This window comes from Leptolyngbya boryana PCC 6306, from assembly GCF_000353285.1.
Lineage (GTDB): Bacteria > Cyanobacteriota > Cyanobacteriia > Leptolyngbyales > Leptolyngbyaceae > Leptolyngbya > Leptolyngbya boryana.
On sequence record NZ_KB731324.1, the window covers coordinates 3,451,023 to 3,465,559 of the forward strand.

18 protein-coding genes are annotated in these 14,537 nt (G+C 46.5%); 14 read left to right on the top strand and 4 right to left on the bottom strand.

Annotated elements, in window-relative coordinates; genetic code table 11:
* The first annotated feature begins 18 nt into the window (after positions 1 to 18).
* The 11 genes from LEPBO_RS0117365 to LEPBO_RS0117415 all read left to right on the top strand — a co-directional run bounded on the left by LEPBO_RS0117365 (position 19) and on the right by LEPBO_RS0117415 (position 7,933).
* Positions 19 to 291 (top strand): DUF3285 domain-containing protein, encoded by a 273-nt coding sequence (locus tag LEPBO_RS0117365; protein ID WP_017288834.1) that lies wholly within the window; start codon positions 19 to 21, stop codon positions 289 to 291.
* Positions 291 to 785 (top strand): rRNA maturation RNase YbeY, encoded by a 495-nt coding sequence (gene ybeY, locus LEPBO_RS0117370; RefSeq protein ID WP_017288835.1) that lies wholly within the window; start codon positions 291 to 293, stop codon positions 783 to 785. Before LEPBO_RS0117365 ends, ybeY begins: the two co-directional genes overlap by 1 nt.
* Positions 786 to 973: 188 nt before the next feature.
* A complete protein-coding gene (locus LEPBO_RS0117375; RefSeq protein WP_017288836.1) occupies positions 974 to 1,420 on the top strand; it encodes a diacylglycerol kinase in 447 nt (148 codons plus the stop codon).
* Between the two features lie 54 nt (positions 1,421 to 1,474).
* Complete coding sequence (locus tag LEPBO_RS0117380) at positions 1,475 to 2,071, top strand: anthranilate synthase component II (RefSeq protein WP_017288837.1); 597 nt, start codon at positions 1,475 to 1,477, stop codon at positions 2,069 to 2,071.
* 23 nt (positions 2,072 to 2,094) lie between these two features.
* Entirely contained in the window at positions 2,095 to 2,841 is a 747-nt protein-coding gene (locus LEPBO_RS0117385; protein WP_017288838.1) for an MBL fold metallo-hydrolase, read from the top strand.
* Between the two features lie 336 nt (positions 2,842 to 3,177).
* Complete coding sequence (locus LEPBO_RS0117390; RefSeq protein ID WP_026148721.1) at positions 3,178 to 3,435, top strand: TIGR03643 family protein; 258 nt, start codon at positions 3,178 to 3,180, stop codon at positions 3,433 to 3,435.
* Positions 3,436 to 3,514: 79 nt separating this feature from the next.
* Positions 3,515 to 4,825, top strand: coding sequence for an aminopeptidase P N-terminal domain-containing protein (locus LEPBO_RS0117395; RefSeq protein ID WP_017288840.1), 1,311 nt, complete (start codon positions 3,515 to 3,517; stop codon positions 4,823 to 4,825).
* A 95-nt stretch (positions 4,826 to 4,920) separates the two neighbouring features.
* Complete coding sequence (locus LEPBO_RS0117400) at positions 4,921 to 5,226, top strand: hypothetical protein (RefSeq protein ID WP_017288841.1); 306 nt, start codon at positions 4,921 to 4,923, stop codon at positions 5,224 to 5,226.
* A 57-nt stretch (positions 5,227 to 5,283) separates the two neighbouring features.
* The gene (locus tag LEPBO_RS37410; protein WP_017288842.1) at positions 5,284 to 5,838 is read left to right on the top strand and encodes a thylakoid membrane photosystem I accumulation factor; all 555 of its coding nucleotides are present in this window, start codon (positions 5,284 to 5,286) and stop codon (positions 5,836 to 5,838) included.
* Between the two features lie 78 nt (positions 5,839 to 5,916).
* Complete coding sequence (locus LEPBO_RS0117410; protein WP_026148722.1) at positions 5,917 to 6,528, top strand: hypothetical protein; 612 nt, start codon at positions 5,917 to 5,919, stop codon at positions 6,526 to 6,528.
* Between the two features lie 202 nt (positions 6,529 to 6,730).
* A complete protein-coding gene (locus LEPBO_RS0117415) occupies positions 6,731 to 7,933 on the top strand; it encodes a hybrid sensor histidine kinase/response regulator (RefSeq protein WP_144056222.1) in 1,203 nt (400 codons plus the stop codon).
* 4 nt (positions 7,934 to 7,937) lie between these two features.
* On the opposite strand, the gene LEPBO_RS40150 is transcribed toward LEPBO_RS0117415, so the two are convergent.
* Positions 7,938 to 9,797 (bottom strand): serine/threonine-protein kinase, encoded by a 1,860-nt coding sequence (locus tag LEPBO_RS40150; protein WP_017288845.1) that lies wholly within the window; start codon positions 9,795 to 9,797, stop codon positions 7,938 to 7,940.
* A gap of 399 nt (positions 9,798 to 10,196) precedes the next feature.
* Between LEPBO_RS40150 and LEPBO_RS0117425 the strand changes: the two genes are divergently transcribed.
* Genes LEPBO_RS0117425 through LEPBO_RS0117435 form a run of 3 tightly spaced genes read left to right on the top strand, consistent with a single transcriptional unit; the run spans position 10,197 to position 11,315 of the window.
* Complete coding sequence (locus tag LEPBO_RS0117425; RefSeq protein WP_017288846.1) at positions 10,197 to 10,406, top strand: DUF2997 domain-containing protein; 210 nt, start codon at positions 10,197 to 10,199, stop codon at positions 10,404 to 10,406.
* A gap of 42 nt (positions 10,407 to 10,448) precedes the next feature.
* On the top strand, positions 10,449 to 10,835 hold the full coding sequence (locus LEPBO_RS0117430) for a DUF1257 domain-containing protein (RefSeq protein ID WP_017288847.1): 387 nt from the start codon (positions 10,449 to 10,451) through the stop codon (positions 10,833 to 10,835).
* Positions 10,836 to 11,315 (top strand): ferredoxin, encoded by a 480-nt coding sequence (locus tag LEPBO_RS0117435; protein ID WP_017288848.1) that lies wholly within the window; start codon positions 10,836 to 10,838, stop codon positions 11,313 to 11,315.
* Positions 11,316 to 11,360: 45 nt separating this feature from the next.
* Here the strand turns inward: LEPBO_RS0117435 and LEPBO_RS0117440 are convergent, their stop codons facing one another.
* The 3 genes from LEPBO_RS0117440 to LEPBO_RS0117450 all read right to left on the bottom strand — a co-directional run bounded on the left by LEPBO_RS0117440 (position 11,361) and on the right by LEPBO_RS0117450 (position 14,493).
* Positions 11,361 to 11,939: a hypothetical protein gene (locus LEPBO_RS0117440; RefSeq protein ID WP_026148724.1), complete on the bottom strand. Its 579-nt coding sequence runs from the start codon at positions 11,937 to 11,939 to the stop codon at positions 11,361 to 11,363.
* A gap of 109 nt (positions 11,940 to 12,048) precedes the next feature.
* The gene (locus tag LEPBO_RS0117445; protein WP_017288850.1) at positions 12,049 to 13,272 is read right to left on the bottom strand and encodes a type II secretion system F family protein; all 1,224 of its coding nucleotides are present in this window, start codon (positions 13,270 to 13,272) and stop codon (positions 12,049 to 12,051) included.
* Between the two features lie 111 nt (positions 13,273 to 13,383).
* Entirely contained in the window at positions 13,384 to 14,493 is a 1,110-nt protein-coding gene (locus LEPBO_RS0117450; RefSeq protein ID WP_017288851.1) for a type IV pilus twitching motility protein PilT, read from the bottom strand.
* Positions 14,494 to 14,537: the final 44 nt, after the last annotated feature.

Below are 14,537 nucleotides of genomic sequence, written 5' to 3' on the forward strand. Positions count from 1 at the left end.
AATCGCATCAGAAAAAGAATGACTAATAGAGTAGCAAACTTCAGCAAAGGCGCTGAACTTGTTACATTAGAAATTGCCTTTCATCATGTATCAGTTCTCATGACGGATCTTCCCGAAACCCCAACTTCTGAAACCCCAATTTCTGAAACCCCAAAAGAGCCGCAGCCTAGCTACGTCAAACTGGCAATGCGGAATATGGTTCGCAAACGCGGGACATCGATTTTTCACTTTGCCCTCACCACGATTGGCTTATTGGGCACGCTTGTCGTTCTTTCGTATTTGACCCGCTAATGCAAGTCGAATTAAGCGTTCAGGATTGCTGTCCTCAAAACTCGTCCATTCAGCCCGAAACCTGGGAAATTTGGTTTCGGCAGTGGCTTGATCTCCTAAAACCTGAACTCGATGGAGCGCCGCTTCATCCCCAGGAAAATTATGAACTGAGCTTACGATTAACCGACGATCGCGAAATTCAGTCTCTCAACCAAAACTATCGCCACAAAGATCAGCCAACTGACGTACTCGCCTTCGCATCCCTAGAGGTAGACTGTCCACAGATTGATGAATTAGAGACAGAACCGCTTTATTTAGGGGACATTGTCATTTCGGTTGAAACTGCCGAACGACAAGCCGCTCCCCACAATTTAGAAACGGAACTGGCTTGGCTTGCTGCGCATGGACTGCTTCACCTTCTTGGGTGGGATCATCCCGACGATGCAAGTTTGCTACGAATGTTAGATCAGCAGCAGATTTTACTGAATGCAGTGGGATTGGACGCAAAACGGTAGAAAATGTTGAGAAATGCAACCCAGGACTATTCTCTCTGAGCAATTGTATTTTTCAGATTTATTTTCTCAGGTCGAGCTTTACCTTTCCTAACAATGTTGTAATACTGTGTTTACTGTGATCTGATGCGATAGCCGCGCCATGAGGGTATTGCTAAAGTATCTTCACTGGTTTCTCACCTGGTCTGCGTATGTCTCAAGAAGTCCCCACTCAGTCCCCAAAACGTCCCAAAGTCGTCCCTCTGGTCAAACCTGAACGGGATCTGGCTTGGCAAGTTGCACCTACTCTCTTCACGAGCTTTCGCTATGCCTGGATGGGGGTCAGCTATGCATTTCTGACTCAGCGAAATTTCAGAATTCATGTCTGTTTGGGATCAATCGCGATCGGATTAGGGTTGCTTCTCCATGCCAGCGTCGTTGAACTGGCTGTGATTGGTTTAACAATCGGCTTAGTTCTCGCGATGGAATTATTGAATACTGCGATAGAATCTGTGGTCGATTTAACCGTTAAACAGACCTATCACGAACTCGCAAAAATCGCCAAAGACTGTGCAGCAGCAGCGGTTTTAGTGTCAGCGATCGCAGCAGTTTTAGTCGCAGGCTGCATTTTATTGCCAAAACTTTGGTTAGTCTTGTAGGTAATTTTCTAGAATTTCTGAGAAACTGAAAAGACTGATTCAAGGCAGTCTTTCATGATTCTGGTCATTGATAATTACGACAGTTTTACGTATAACCTCGTCCAATACTTGGGAGAATTGGGCGAAGAATTCGCGATCGCATCTGACATCCAGGTCTATCGCAACGATCAAATTACACTGGATCAAGTGCGCGCATTACAACCGGATGCGATCGTCATTTCACCCGGACCCGGACGACCTGAAGATGCCGGAATCTCGATGGAACTCATTCGGCAATTGGGAGCCAACACTCCGATTCTAGGTGTTTGTCTGGGACATCAAAGTATCGGGCAAGTTTTTGGCGGCGAGATTGTATCCGCGCCTGTATTAATGCATGGCAAGACTTCGGAAGTGAAGCATACAGATACCGGAGTGTTTGAAGGACTCGACAATCCGATGACCGCAACTCGGTATCATAGTCTGGTGATTGATCGATCGAGTTGTCCAGCAGTGCTAGAGATTACGGCTTGGGTCGAGGATCAAACGATTATGGGCGTTCGCCATCGCGAGTATCCGCACATTCAAGGGGTGCAGTTTCATCCAGAAAGCGTGTTGACCAGTTCTGGCAAGCAACTGTTACGGAACTTTTTGCGATCGATTCAAGGTCAATAATTCAAAACTTGGTGTGAGGGAGTATGAAACGCAGGCAGTTTATTCAGTACGCAGGTGCGGGCTTGGTTGCGGGCGCAGTTCCAATTGCAGCGCAAGCACAGTCGGGCGGATTAACCGTGCAGTATTTAGGTCATATGTGTTTCCTGTTTACCGGGGGTGGAAGGCGCATCTTAGTGAATCCTTTCCGAAGTGCAGGCTGTACTGCTGGCTATCGCGCACCGAAGGTTGCAGCTGATTTAGTCATGATTAGTAGCCAAATTCTCGATGAGGGTGCGATCGATGTTGTGCCTGGGAATCCAAAGCTGTTAGTGGAATCAGGTGCCTATGACATTAACGGATTCAAAGCGCAGGGAATTGCAATGGATCACGATCGCGTCGGTGGAAAACGATTCGGTCGCAATATCGCTTGGCGTTGGTCGCAGGGTGGTCTGAATGTGGTGCATTTAGGTGGGGCTGCGGCTCCGATCACGTTAGAGCAAAAGATTTTGATTGGCAGTCCAGATGTCGTGTTTCTGCCTGTTGGGGGCGGAGCGAAAGCGTATGACCCACAAGAGGCAAAACAGGCATTGCAGGTACTGAATGCCAAGATCATCGTGCCCATGTACTACCGGACGGCAGCAGCAAAAGAACAGTGTGATATTGGCGGATTGGATGCGTTTCTGAGCGTGATGAGTGGGACGCCTCTGAGAAAGGGCGGAAGCTCAATTTCCTTAACTAAGGCAAACTTGCCGAAGGAGGGATCGGTGATTCAGGTTATGACTTACGCCTAACGAATTTAGGGAGTTCGCGCTCCGCATCTACTCTGGGATTTTCACCTTGCACGATTGAGCTATTTAGTTAGACTTCCTGCATAAATCATTGCGCCTTGGCGAATGGAATTCGCGGCTAAACGAACAAAGTGTGCGAAGGCACACTAACAGCCCTTTTCGCGGTTAGTCCACAGCGGTGGACTTTGTTTGTATAGCATCGAATTCTATTCGGAGAGCATTCTCAATGGCTCGACAACTTGAGTCAATTCTGATCGCTGAATCTTGAATTTGTTTTTACACTAGATTTTGTGACAGTAAACCCTCGTGCTGTAAGTAGCACTTGTAACGAGTAAAGCCGTGAAATTACCAGACTTAGACTCCGAAACAATCGACAGAATTCTTGAAATGGCATGGGAAGATCGCACTCCCTTTGAAGCGATCGCACTGCAATTTGGTTTGGATGAGCCACAGACGATTGCACTAATGCGACGAGAAATGAAGCGATCGAGCTTTGAGATGTGGCGGAAACGAGTGACAGGACGCAAAACCAAGCATTTGAAACAGCGAGATTTTGTAGAAGGACGGTTTCGCTCTCAGAATCAGAAAGGCTCCTAGAAGACGTACCAGATTAGAGAGCCGTCCTAAAATAAAAGCTGTGTGGCAACACTCGTTTATCCTTCATCCTTCTAGATTCATGCTCCATTCCGAATTTCAGCAAAGACGCGATCGCTACTTGGCAAAAATTGGTAACGGCACAGCAATTTTTCGCAGTGCGCCGATGGCAGTGATGCACAACGATGTGGAATACAATTTCCGCCAAGATAGCGACTTTTACTATCTGACGGGATTCAACGAAGCTGATGCAGTCGCAGTCTTTGCACCCTGGCATGAAGAACACAAATTTATTCTATTTGTGCAGCCAAAGGATCGAGATAAGGAAACCTGGACAGGTTATCGCATCGGAGTCGAGGCAGCGAAAGAACTCTATGGAGCGGATGAAGCTTATCCGATTACTGAACTCAATGAGAAATTAGGGCAGTATGTCACGAAAGCTGAAAAACTTTACTATCACTTTGGACGAGATCGCACGTTTAACGATCTCGTTCTCAGACTTTGGCAGCGCTGTGTCGCTTTATATGAACGCAATGGAGTAGGGCCTACGTCGATCGAAGATCCAAGTTTTACCCTGCACCCTATGCGACAAGTGAAAAGCGAATACGAGCTTTCCGAGATGCGGCGGGCGGTTGAAATTGCGGCGGAAGCGCATAATCTGGCTCTGAAAATTCGCAAGCCTGGAATGTATGAGTATGAGATTCAAGCCGAAATGGAGCATTTATTTCGGCTCAGAGGTGGGCAAGGCATTGCTTATCCTTCGATCGTCGCATCCGGCAAAAATTCTTGCATTCTGCACTACACCGAAAACGATCGCCAAATGCAAGACGGCGAGCTTTTACTCATTGACGCAGGCTGTTCTTACAACTATTACAACTCAGACATTACCCGCACCTATCCGGTCGGCAATCAGTTTACTGAGGAGCAGCGGATTTTGTATGAATTGGTGTTGAAGGCGCAACTTGCTGCGATCGAACAAGTCAAACCTGGCAAGCCGTGGAATGAATTTCATGATGCATCGGTTCGAGTCATCACGGAAGGATTGCTGGAATTAGGCTTACTACAAGGTGATATCGAAGAAATCATCAAAGAGGAAAAATACAAAGCCTTTTTCATGCATGGAACAGGACACTGGCTCGGCTTAGATGTACATGACGCAGGCGCGCGAAAAGTCGGAGAAACCTGGTTGAATTTTCAACCGGGACAAGTCGTGACAGTTGAGCCGGGAATTTATATTCGCGAGGACTTCCAACCGCTCGAAGGACAGCCGGAAATTAGCGATCGCTGGCGAGGAATTGGCATTCGGATTGAAGATGATGTCTTAGTGACAGAAACGTCCAATGAAATCCTGACCGCAGCAGTTCCGAAATCACTTGAAGCAATGGAGCGATAAGAAATTCGCACTGTGCAGCGCATCGACGCACACAGTGCGACAAAGATTAAAATCAGGTGTACTATAACAAGCTGTAGCGTGAACCAGAGAAACTCATGGGATCAACGGCACAATTTGGACTGATCTGCTTTGTCATTTTTTTCATCTTCTCCCAAGCGTTTGAATGGGCAAGCGAGATCAAATTACCTCTGCCAATTTTTATCTTAGGCGGCGCATTTCTCGCGATCGCATCTAACTTTGATCGCCGCGCCGGCTTTCCCTTTAATCTGCTCAACACGGTTCCGCCTCCTGAAGAACCCCTCATCCCTAGCGCACCTCCGACGATCGCGCAATCCTCCACACCGAAATTTCCTCAGGAAGTTTCTTTCACCATTCGCAAGCCGGAAAAACTCGATCAGTGAGATGCGCCCGTCTTCCGTCACAATGAGATATGAGTGACGTTTTTTCTCCTGACCCTTATGTTGAACCGTTTAGTCTCTGTTTTTATCGCCGTTTTCATCGTCTGTTTTACGATCGCTCAACCGGCTTGGGCAAGTCTGACCGACGATCGATATGATGGCGAGATCTTCGCACTCTATGCTGGAAATGGCTCACTCGTTCCCCCCAAAGTCACTTTAGCCGACTCTTTCAACCAAAAGAAACCTGCACTGCTTGTGTTCTACACAGACGACAGCAGCGACTGCAAACAATACACCAACATCGTTTCTCAAACTCAAGCCTTCTATGGGCGCGTCATCGACATTCTCCCAATTCGAGTCGATTCGCTCCCCATCAAAGCCAAATTTGATCCCAAAGAACCAGGCTACTACTACAAAGGCTTCGTTCCTCAAACTGTCTTATTTGACCAAAACGGAAAAGTGCGCCTCAACGAAATTGGCTCGATTCCTTACGAAAAAATCGATGACGAATTTCGCAAAGTCTTTGATTTGCTACCTCGATCAGAATCGGTCATTCTCAAACGTCGCCCAGTCAACGAAATCAATTCCGAACTCGTTCCTCAATCAAAATCTTAAGAATCAGATCAGAAAAGCCCACGGCTCTAGATTTACTCGGTACTATGACGGATAGGACACCTAGCCCCTTTGCCTGAGATGCCCCAAATCTATAGCACTGAGGAACTAATCCAAATCCTGTCACGAGAGCGGCACGCCTGCATGAATGGGCAACGCCTCAATCTTGCGGCAATGCCCTCTGGCATTAATCCCCTGCTTGATCGCTTCGTCAACTCGGACGGAATTCAGCGATTTACTGCCTACCGAGACTTCCGCACAGCAATTCATCATTACCAGATCGAGCATCAGGTTTCAGGCATTGTCTGGTCATCTATGACAATTAATGGAAGAACCTGCACCTGTCCCAAAATTCATGAACACTTAATCAGTCTGCCTTCTGATCTGGCAATTCTCAGAGCCGAGAAACTGAAAATTGTTCAGTTCTGGCAAGATATCACCACTGAATTAGATCTCTATCTCAGTATGAACAGCGGTAAACTGTACCAGCTGATTGCTCAAGAAGATATCGATCGCATTTTGCACCGCTCAGAATGGGCTGTCCTTAGCCAGCAAGGAAAAGACGAAACTCTAGAACTGATCTTGCAACTCGGCTGGGGCAAACCCGAAGAAGCTGTCTACCGTCGTGGGTTTCCCGAATCTGGCAGTGAGTACATTCATGCTGTGCAACCTGGCTATGTTCCAATCGGATAGCACGCTATTTTCGATGCAAAAGATTTCTGTTGAAATTAGACTAGAATAATAAACACTTCAGAGCATGATTTTCCAACGTTTTATGTAGGGTATAGTCTATCTTTTAACCCTGCATAAATGAGTTCTGTTTTTCAATAATAAGTAGCATTTTATACATCTAGGTGCATCAATTGAGTTCCTAATTTAGTGAAAGAATGTGCTTGTGAAATCATCACTTTCAACCCAGGCAGGTGAGCAAAAAATGGTGGGTGAAAAGATCGCCATTATTGAAGATGAAGGCATCGTTGCGCTAAATCTTTGCTCACGCCTAGAAGCTGCAGATTATGCGGTTACAGGTATCGCGAACTCTGCAAAATCTGCTTTGGCTCTTGTTGCAAATACAGCACCTGATCTCGTTTTGATGGATATTGGACTGAAAGGTCAGCAAACGGGGATTGAAGTTGCCCAAACCATCCACGATCGCTGGAAAATCCCGGTCGTATTTCTCACCGGGTATACCGATGCAAGTACTTTGAATTCAGCCCAACAAGCTGAGCCTTTTGGCTTTTTATTAAAGCCGATCGAGCCGAGTGAACTGTATAGCGCGATCGCAATTGCCCTGCAACGTCACCAAGACCAACAACAACTCGAGCGCCTCGTCCAGGAACGCACTTGTGAATTAGCCTTAGTCAACGCGCGGCTTCAGATTGAAATCGAAGAGCGTGAACGATCGGCTACGGAAGTTACACAAGCTTTAGACGAACTGAAAGAGCTGAAATCTCGGTTTATCACAACGACTTCGCACGAATTTCGGACTCCATTGGCGATCGTACTGACCTCTGCCGAACTTTTAGAACGACTAGGAACAGACTGTTCCGAAGAACGTCGATCTCGCTATTTCCAAAAAATCCGCGAAGCCGTTCGATCAATGACAACGATTCTCACCAATGCGCTTACGTTCCGAAAAACAGAGGCTGAAGGCATCGAATTGCAGCTGCATACATTTGACCTACATCGATTTTGCAGCAGCTTACTGTCAGATATTCAAGGCGAAATCGAATTGAACTATGTTGGCAATTGCACTCAGGTCATGCTTGATCCAGAATTGCTGACCTTAATTTTGCATCATCTTTTGAGCAATGCCCTCAAATTTTCTCCTGCACACCAACCGATCAACTTAAAAGTGCAATGCTCTGGCGATCACGTTGTGTTGACAGTCAGCGATCAAGGTGCGGGCATTCCAGAACAAGATTTACCCTTAATTTTCGAGCCATTTCACCGTGCGAAAAACGTAGATACAATCGCAGGTGGTGGCTTAGGATTATCGATCGTCAAACAATGTGTCGAATTACAGGGCGGTACGATCGAGATCAAAAGTAAAGTGGGACAGGGCACAACCGTGCAGGTTCAACTTCCACTCACCTAGCCGTTTAGTAAATCTCAAATCCAAGGGCAAATTCTTCTGGCTTGTCCGAAATAATTTCGATCGTATATTCGCCATCCATGGGCAAACGTCCCTGCCAATTCTGCGACTCAGTCGAACTGCCGCCAATGCGCTGCCCATTTGGTGCAAGAACTGTTAGGAGCGATTTCCCTTTCAGAACGCGTACTGCCATCACTTGGCGACCAGATGCTTTTAACAAATATTTGCGACTTTGATTAGGCTGAAGCTTTCCAGTGACTACTGTCTGCGTCTTGTTGCGTGGGAATCGAACATGCTGAATATTTGAATCGATAAATTGCGAAATGGGCGTGATTGCCACATCTAGCGAATATGAGCCTACTCCTGTTACCTGAATCGTATACCGATCGTTCTTTGGCAACTGACCTGTCCAATTCCGAGTCTGATGAGACGAACTATCAATTGCCTGCCCATTCGATTGCAGCAAATTCATCAACACCCCTGTTCCTTCAACCGTCACAGTCATAATCTGCCCCTGTGCAGCTTCAACAGTATAGGGTTGAGAGGTTTGCTCCAGTAAGTTTCCTTGCAGCACAGCCGAAATTTCTCCCGCTGGGATGACAATCCGCTGCGGCTCTCCATTACTCACAGTTCCGGAATTCCGAAAAGGAGCAGCTGTCCTGATCTGTTGGGTACTTGGTAAGGGATCTGTGATCCGAAACAGATGCAATCCAATTCCTGTAGAAACCAGTAGGCTGGTTGCGATCGCGGTCGGAACTGCGAATCTGCTCATCGTTGAAGTCTTTCTAGATACTGAAGAACTTCTAGAGAGTCCTGATCTTGACCTACCCGAAGCCTCATCCTCAGTGTTGCTGCTCATCGATAATCGCGTCCTAATTGTCGTCGTGACCTGCTTCAAGCTGGTATCTCTTGCTGCGGGTGCAATCTCTCGTTCAATCAACTGAAGCGGCTGTGACATCGGATTCAGTAGGGTGCTTTTTACCGATTCCTCTATCAAGGGCTGTAGGTCTGCCCATGCTTCGCGTGCAGATTGATAGCGATCGCTCGGATGCAGCGACAGCATTTTCTGAAATATCAATGCCAACTCATCACTGATCTGACTATAAGGCTGCCATTGCCATGCCAACGTCTGGCTATCCAGAAGATTTTGAGGCTCTCGACCTGTCAGGAGTACTAGACAGGTTGCTCCTAACGCATAGAGGTCACTATGTGGAGAAACATTCCCCGTTTGTAGCTGCTCGGGAGGAGCATAACCCACCTTTCCTACCCGAGTAATCGTCGAAATAATCGGCCAATGACTTGCTGCTTCCTTCACTGCGCCAAAATCAATTAATATCGGCAAGCTTTGGTTCGTCGTTGGTGTCACGACAGCCGGAATCACCCTTTCACGCACTTCAGCGGCTCTCAAGATGATGTTTTCCGGAGAAATATCTCGATGAATAATATCTCGATCGTGCAAATAAGCTAGAACAGGCAATAAATGATTCAGCAAATGTAAAATTTCGGCTTGAGAAAATGCTTCTCCGTTCTGCCGTCGAGCCTGCAATAAATCCCGATACGTTTGCCCTTGCACAAAATCTTGAACGAGAAACAGCCGCTGTTCACTCTCAAATGCTGCCCAAAACCGAGGAATTTGCGGGTGCTGAATCTGATAAAGCGTACTTGCCTCACGCTGGAACAGTGCTTTCGCCTTCTCCACTAAGCTGTCATCTTGATATGGAACAGTAAATTCCTTAATAACGCACAGCTCATCAAACCGTTCTTGGTCAACGGCTAAATAGGTTCGTCCAAATCCGCCTTGACCTAAGATTTGCTTGATCAAATACCGTTGCCGGAGCAGCGTTCCTGATGCGATCGAAGATACCATAGTGGGATGCACAACTTTGAAAACAGCGCAAGGGATGACTTGCTGTAATAATTGTTACTCAGACTTCGGTATTATTCCTATGGGGTGAAACCCCTCACCGCGACGGCAAAATTTCAATCGGTTGCCTTCTATCGGGATCACTCCGTTGATAGAGGAAGGCATGAGTTGACCAAATGCATACTTATGTAAAGCATTTCACTGGTGTTTTGGCTTGACTCTCTTAGGAAGTTAAGCGAAACTGACAGATAATCAGAAACCACTCTTATTAGCTGCTAAGTTCTGTAACGTTTTAAAGTGAAATTGCTGGAACTTTGAATAGAAGTAACTTTCGACTTTGTTTGACAAGCCTTCCATTCCCAGACATTTTGCTAAGTACCTTCTAGACATTGGGCAAAGCGCATGGAGACGTTAGAGTTCATCATCTATCCAGACGGTCGGGTGCAAGAGAAAGTAACCGGAATTATTGGGACTTCTTGCGAAGAAGTCACTGCCGCGATCGAAGCTCAGTTGGGTCGAGTTATCGCCCAAGAACGCACCTCTGAATACTTTGCCCAAACGGTTCAGCAATCCGAAACGGTAAAGACCCAAGCAACGTACAGCGATTGGTAAGTTCGTATAGACCCCTTACAATTCGATTCGTAACCATTTGCCATGTCACATTTTAGTCAAATCAAAACTCAAATCCGCAATCTCACTTCCTTACAATCTGCGCTCTCGGATTTAGGAATGGACTGGAAAACCGGTCCTCGAGACGTTCGGGGATATCGCGGTCAGACTCAATCTGCAGAAGTTGTGATCGAACAAAACAACGGTTACGATGTCGGTTTTGCCTGGAACGGTCACGAATATGAGCTGGTTGCCGACCTTCAGTTCTGGAGTTTGGATAACTCCGTCGATCGTTTCTTGAGTAAGGTAACGCAGCGCTACGCTTATCACACAATTGTGAATGAAGGTGCTGACAAAGGCTTCCAGGTTGCCGAGCAGCAAAAGAACGAAGATGGTTCGATTCGTCTAGTTTTACAACGCTGGAGCGCGTAAATGGCTGACTCCTTCCAACTACCCGAAGGTGATAATTCTCTCTCTGGGGTTGACCCCGAACGGTCTGGACTGGAACCCGAGTTGGGTGGGTTTCTTCGTGAGACAGAAGGGCGATCGGGTTTTGAGCCTGAGTTGGGAGGAGTTTTCCGACAAAAGGGTGTGTACGTCGATGAAATTACTTGCATCGGCTGTAAGCATTGTGCTCACGTTGCCCGAAATACTTTCTATATTGAGCCAGACTACGGCCGATCGCGTGTGATTCGCCAAGACGGGGACGCTGAAGAACTCATTCAAGAAGCGATCGAGACCTGCCCTGTCGATTGTATTCACTGGGTCAATTACGCTGAGTTAAAACGACTGGAAGAGGAGCGTAAGTATCAAGTCATTCCAGTTGCAGGTTTCCCAGTTGACCATGCCATGATTGCGGTAAGTCGCCGACACCAGAAATCAAGACTCAAACGTAGGACTCAAGATAGCTGAATTGAAAAAATCTCTTGATCATTAAGTTGAAAGGTTTTTTAATCGTCATTCTTCAGGAGCCAGAGAGTCGGATGCTTCCTCTAACTCAGAGCGATCATTGCTTGCGCCTTGCAGGGTAAAGGGCAGATGCGCGCCTTTCAAGCCGCGTATAATCCGTTCAGGTGTCTCTTCAAAGACGACAAATAGAGGGTATATTTTGTCAGCCCCATCATTCAGGATGTGCTGGTGACGAGGTGGCATCACCCACTCATAATCTTTCTCTAAAATAATCTGTGTCCGTCGCCAACGACTTAACAGATCAGAAAAATCTTCATCGGGTTGATGAATAAAGATAAAGATTTCTTTTCCGGTTTTGATTTTCCACTCTGGATCACACATCAAGATTGCTAATTCACACGGCAAAAGATGAGATTCAAGTGTTGTGATGTTGGTTCCATTGGCTGCCATTGTTGTATGGCGAATTCGCACGATCGGCAATGGAATCGTAAGCACACTCTCCTCTGCCCGTCGCATACTTGGAATCATTTCTAGATAGGCGCGGTGGCATTTTAGAAGCTCGATCGCTTCTGTGGAATGACTATATGTGGCGAGTAATTCTTCGTATTGAACTTTTTGAGCGGACATTGCGACGGCTTTGGGATCAACAATAGATGAACAACAAAGGTCAGATGCGGTGAACTTGTGCCCCGTACATCTGACCCGAATTTGTGAATTAACGGAATGTGATTGCACATTAACCGAGTTTTTCAAAGATGGCAAACATCGGTAAGTACATTGCAACGAGAATACTGCCGACCATGCCGCCCAAAAATAGAATCATAATCGGTTCCATAATGCTTGTTAGGGCTTTCACAGCTTGCTCAACTTCATCCTCGTAAAAATCTGCAACTTTCATCAGCATTTTGTCGATCTCGCCGGTTTCCTCACCAATGCTGATCATTTGAATTGCCATTGCTGGAAAAACTTGCTCTTTTTGTAACGCAATACTGATCATGCCGCCTGTCTGAATTTCTTTGCGGGCTTCATCAATCGCGTTTGCGACAATCTGATTTCCCGAAGTGTCCCGGACAATTTCCAAACAGGTCAAAATTGGAACGCCCGATCGAGTCAATGCCCCAAAAGTCCGACAGAACCTCGCAGTTGCCGTTTTCTGAATGAGATCACCAAATAATGGCATCTTTAAGAAGAAGCGATCCATTGTTTCGCGGCCAACGCGAGTTTTGTAATACTGCTTGTACGCGAAAACCATTGATGGAACAATAATAAAAAGGCTAAACGCTGATGGACTGGTTAGAAAAGCACTGATATCCAGCATGAGTTGAGTAAATGCTGGCAGATCGCCCCCCATTTGTTTAAAGATATTTGCAAAGATTGGGATTAAGAAGATCGTCATTCCCAAGAAAATTAGTGTTGCAAGCACCCCAACTACAACTGGGTAGCTCATCGCTGATTTAATTTGGTTCTGCAGACGGGCAACATCCTCAAGCAGTTTTGCCAAGCGATTGAGCACTTCATCGAGTACTCCACCCGTTTCCCCAGCTTGCACCATACTGACATATAAGCCATCAAAGCATTGAGGATGTTTTCTCATCGCCTCAGACAGGTTGACCCCTTGCTGAACATCTGAGCTAATTTCCATCAGTGCTTTCTTCAATTTGGGATTGGTGCACTGATCCGCCAATACACCTAATCCTCGAACTAGGGCAACCCCTGCGTTTACAAGTGCTGCAAACTGACGCGAAAATACTGCTCTGTCTTTGACCGTGACAGAAACCATTGAAGTTTGGAAATTGGCAAAGCTCTTATTGATATCAAAGGCTTCGTTTTCTTTCAGTTCTTGCACAAACAGTCCTTGTTCACGCAAGGCAGACCGCGCATCACTTAGAGAATCCGCGATAATTTTTTCCTTTTTGGCGTTTCCTTTAGCGTCTCGGACGCGGGCAACATAGGTTGGCATAGATTTTCGGTAAGAGGTAGAAAAAATGGAAGATGCGGATTCCGCAAAGTGATCGATCTAAAAAATCACCTTCTCACTAAGATGTTGAGTAGAAGGTGTGAGTAATTTGAGTTAGCGCTTCACTGCTGTGCCTGCTGCACCATTCGGAACTCCACCAATTAAGCGCTGAAGTTCATCAGGACGAGAAGTTTTGGAGGCGGCGGCTTCAAATGTAATCAGTCCAGCTTTGTATTGATCAGCTAGCACTTTTTCAAGGGTTTGCATTCCCAATTTTCCGCCTGTCTGAATTGCTGAGTAAATTTGGGCGGTTTTCCCTTCACGAATCAGGTTGGCGATCGCAGGGGTGACAATCATAATTTCCTGAGCCATGACTCGCCCATATTCACCCGGTTTGGGATTCTTCTTCGGCACCAGCGTTTGGCTGAAGACTGCAACGAGTGAGTTGGAAAGCTGCACCCGCACTTGCGTTTGACGCTCGGATGGAAAGACATCAATCATCCGGTCAACGGTTTGTGCCGCAGAACTCGTATGGAGCGTGCCGAAAACTAAGTGACCTGTTTCTGCCGCAGAAATTGCTAGTGAGATAGTTTCCAAGTCCCGCATTTCCCCAACCAGAATAATATCTGGATCTTCCCGGAGAGCTGCTTTTAGAGCATTTGCAAAGCTCTTTGTATCTTCATGAAGCTGGCGTTGGTGAACCAAACTTTTGATAGGTTCGTATACAAATTCGATCGGATCTTCGATCGTCAAAATATGTTCTGCACGAGTGCGGTTGATCAAATCAATCATTGCAGCTAAAGTCGTTGTCTTACCTGAACCGGTAGGACCTGTAACTAGGATTAAGCCTCTTGGCTTTTCGGACATTTCTCGAACGACATCGGGAAGATTCAGTTTTTCAAAATTTGGAATTTTGGAACTGAGTGCCCGTAGACATGCAGCGTAAGTTCCGCGATCTTTGTAGACATTGACCCGAAAACGAGCTAATCCGCGCACACCATAAGAGCAGTCAAGCTCCCAGTTTTGCTCTAGTGTTTTGCGCTGAGTGTTATTCAGCATACTGAAAATCAAACGCTGACATTCTTCTGCACTGAGAACATGATCGCTGACGGGTTGAAGATGTCCGCTGATGCGAAAATAAGGCGGCAGTCCTGCGGTCAGGTGCATGTCAGAACCGCCCATTTCGATGAGTTGTTCCATCAAGTCTTCGATCATCATTTCCATGTGAGTTGCTCCTTAAGAGATAAGAACGAGTGCAAATGAGTTAA

Coding starts and splice junctions, on each gene's coding strand:
- LEPBO_RS0117365 (WP_017288834.1), top strand. CDS start 19: ATGACTAATAGAGTAGCAAACTTCAGCAAAGGCGCTGAACTTGTTACA.
- ybeY (WP_017288835.1), top strand. CDS start 291: ATGCAAGTCGAATTAAGCGTTCAGGATTGCTGTCCTCAAAACTCGTCC.
- LEPBO_RS0117375 (WP_017288836.1), top strand. CDS start 974: ATGTCTCAAGAAGTCCCCACTCAGTCCCCAAAACGTCCCAAAGTCGTC.
- LEPBO_RS0117380 (WP_017288837.1), top strand. CDS start 1,475: ATGATTCTGGTCATTGATAATTACGACAGTTTTACGTATAACCTCGTC.
- LEPBO_RS0117385 (WP_017288838.1), top strand. CDS start 2,095: ATGAAACGCAGGCAGTTTATTCAGTACGCAGGTGCGGGCTTGGTTGCG.
- LEPBO_RS0117395 (WP_017288840.1), top strand. CDS start 3,515: ATGCTCCATTCCGAATTTCAGCAAAGACGCGATCGCTACTTGGCAAAA.
- LEPBO_RS0117400 (WP_017288841.1), top strand. CDS start 4,921: ATGGGATCAACGGCACAATTTGGACTGATCTGCTTTGTCATTTTTTTC.
- LEPBO_RS37410 (WP_017288842.1), top strand. CDS start 5,284: ATGTTGAACCGTTTAGTCTCTGTTTTTATCGCCGTTTTCATCGTCTGT.
- LEPBO_RS0117410 (WP_026148722.1), top strand. CDS start 5,917: ATGCCCCAAATCTATAGCACTGAGGAACTAATCCAAATCCTGTCACGA.
- LEPBO_RS40150 (WP_017288845.1), bottom strand. CDS start 9,797: ATGGTATCTTCGATCGCATCAGGAACGCTGCTCCGGCAACGGTATTTG.
- LEPBO_RS0117425 (WP_017288846.1), top strand. CDS start 10,197: ATGGAGACGTTAGAGTTCATCATCTATCCAGACGGTCGGGTGCAAGAG.
- LEPBO_RS0117430 (WP_017288847.1), top strand. CDS start 10,449: ATGTCACATTTTAGTCAAATCAAAACTCAAATCCGCAATCTCACTTCC.
- LEPBO_RS0117435 (WP_017288848.1), top strand. CDS start 10,836: ATGGCTGACTCCTTCCAACTACCCGAAGGTGATAATTCTCTCTCTGGG.
- LEPBO_RS0117440 (WP_026148724.1), bottom strand. CDS start 11,939: ATGTCCGCTCAAAAAGTTCAATACGAAGAATTACTCGCCACATATAGT.
- LEPBO_RS0117445 (WP_017288850.1), bottom strand. CDS start 13,272: ATGCCAACCTATGTTGCCCGCGTCCGAGACGCTAAAGGAAACGCCAAA.
- LEPBO_RS0117450 (WP_017288851.1), bottom strand. CDS start 14,493: ATGGAAATGATGATCGAAGACTTGATGGAACAACTCATCGAAATGGGC.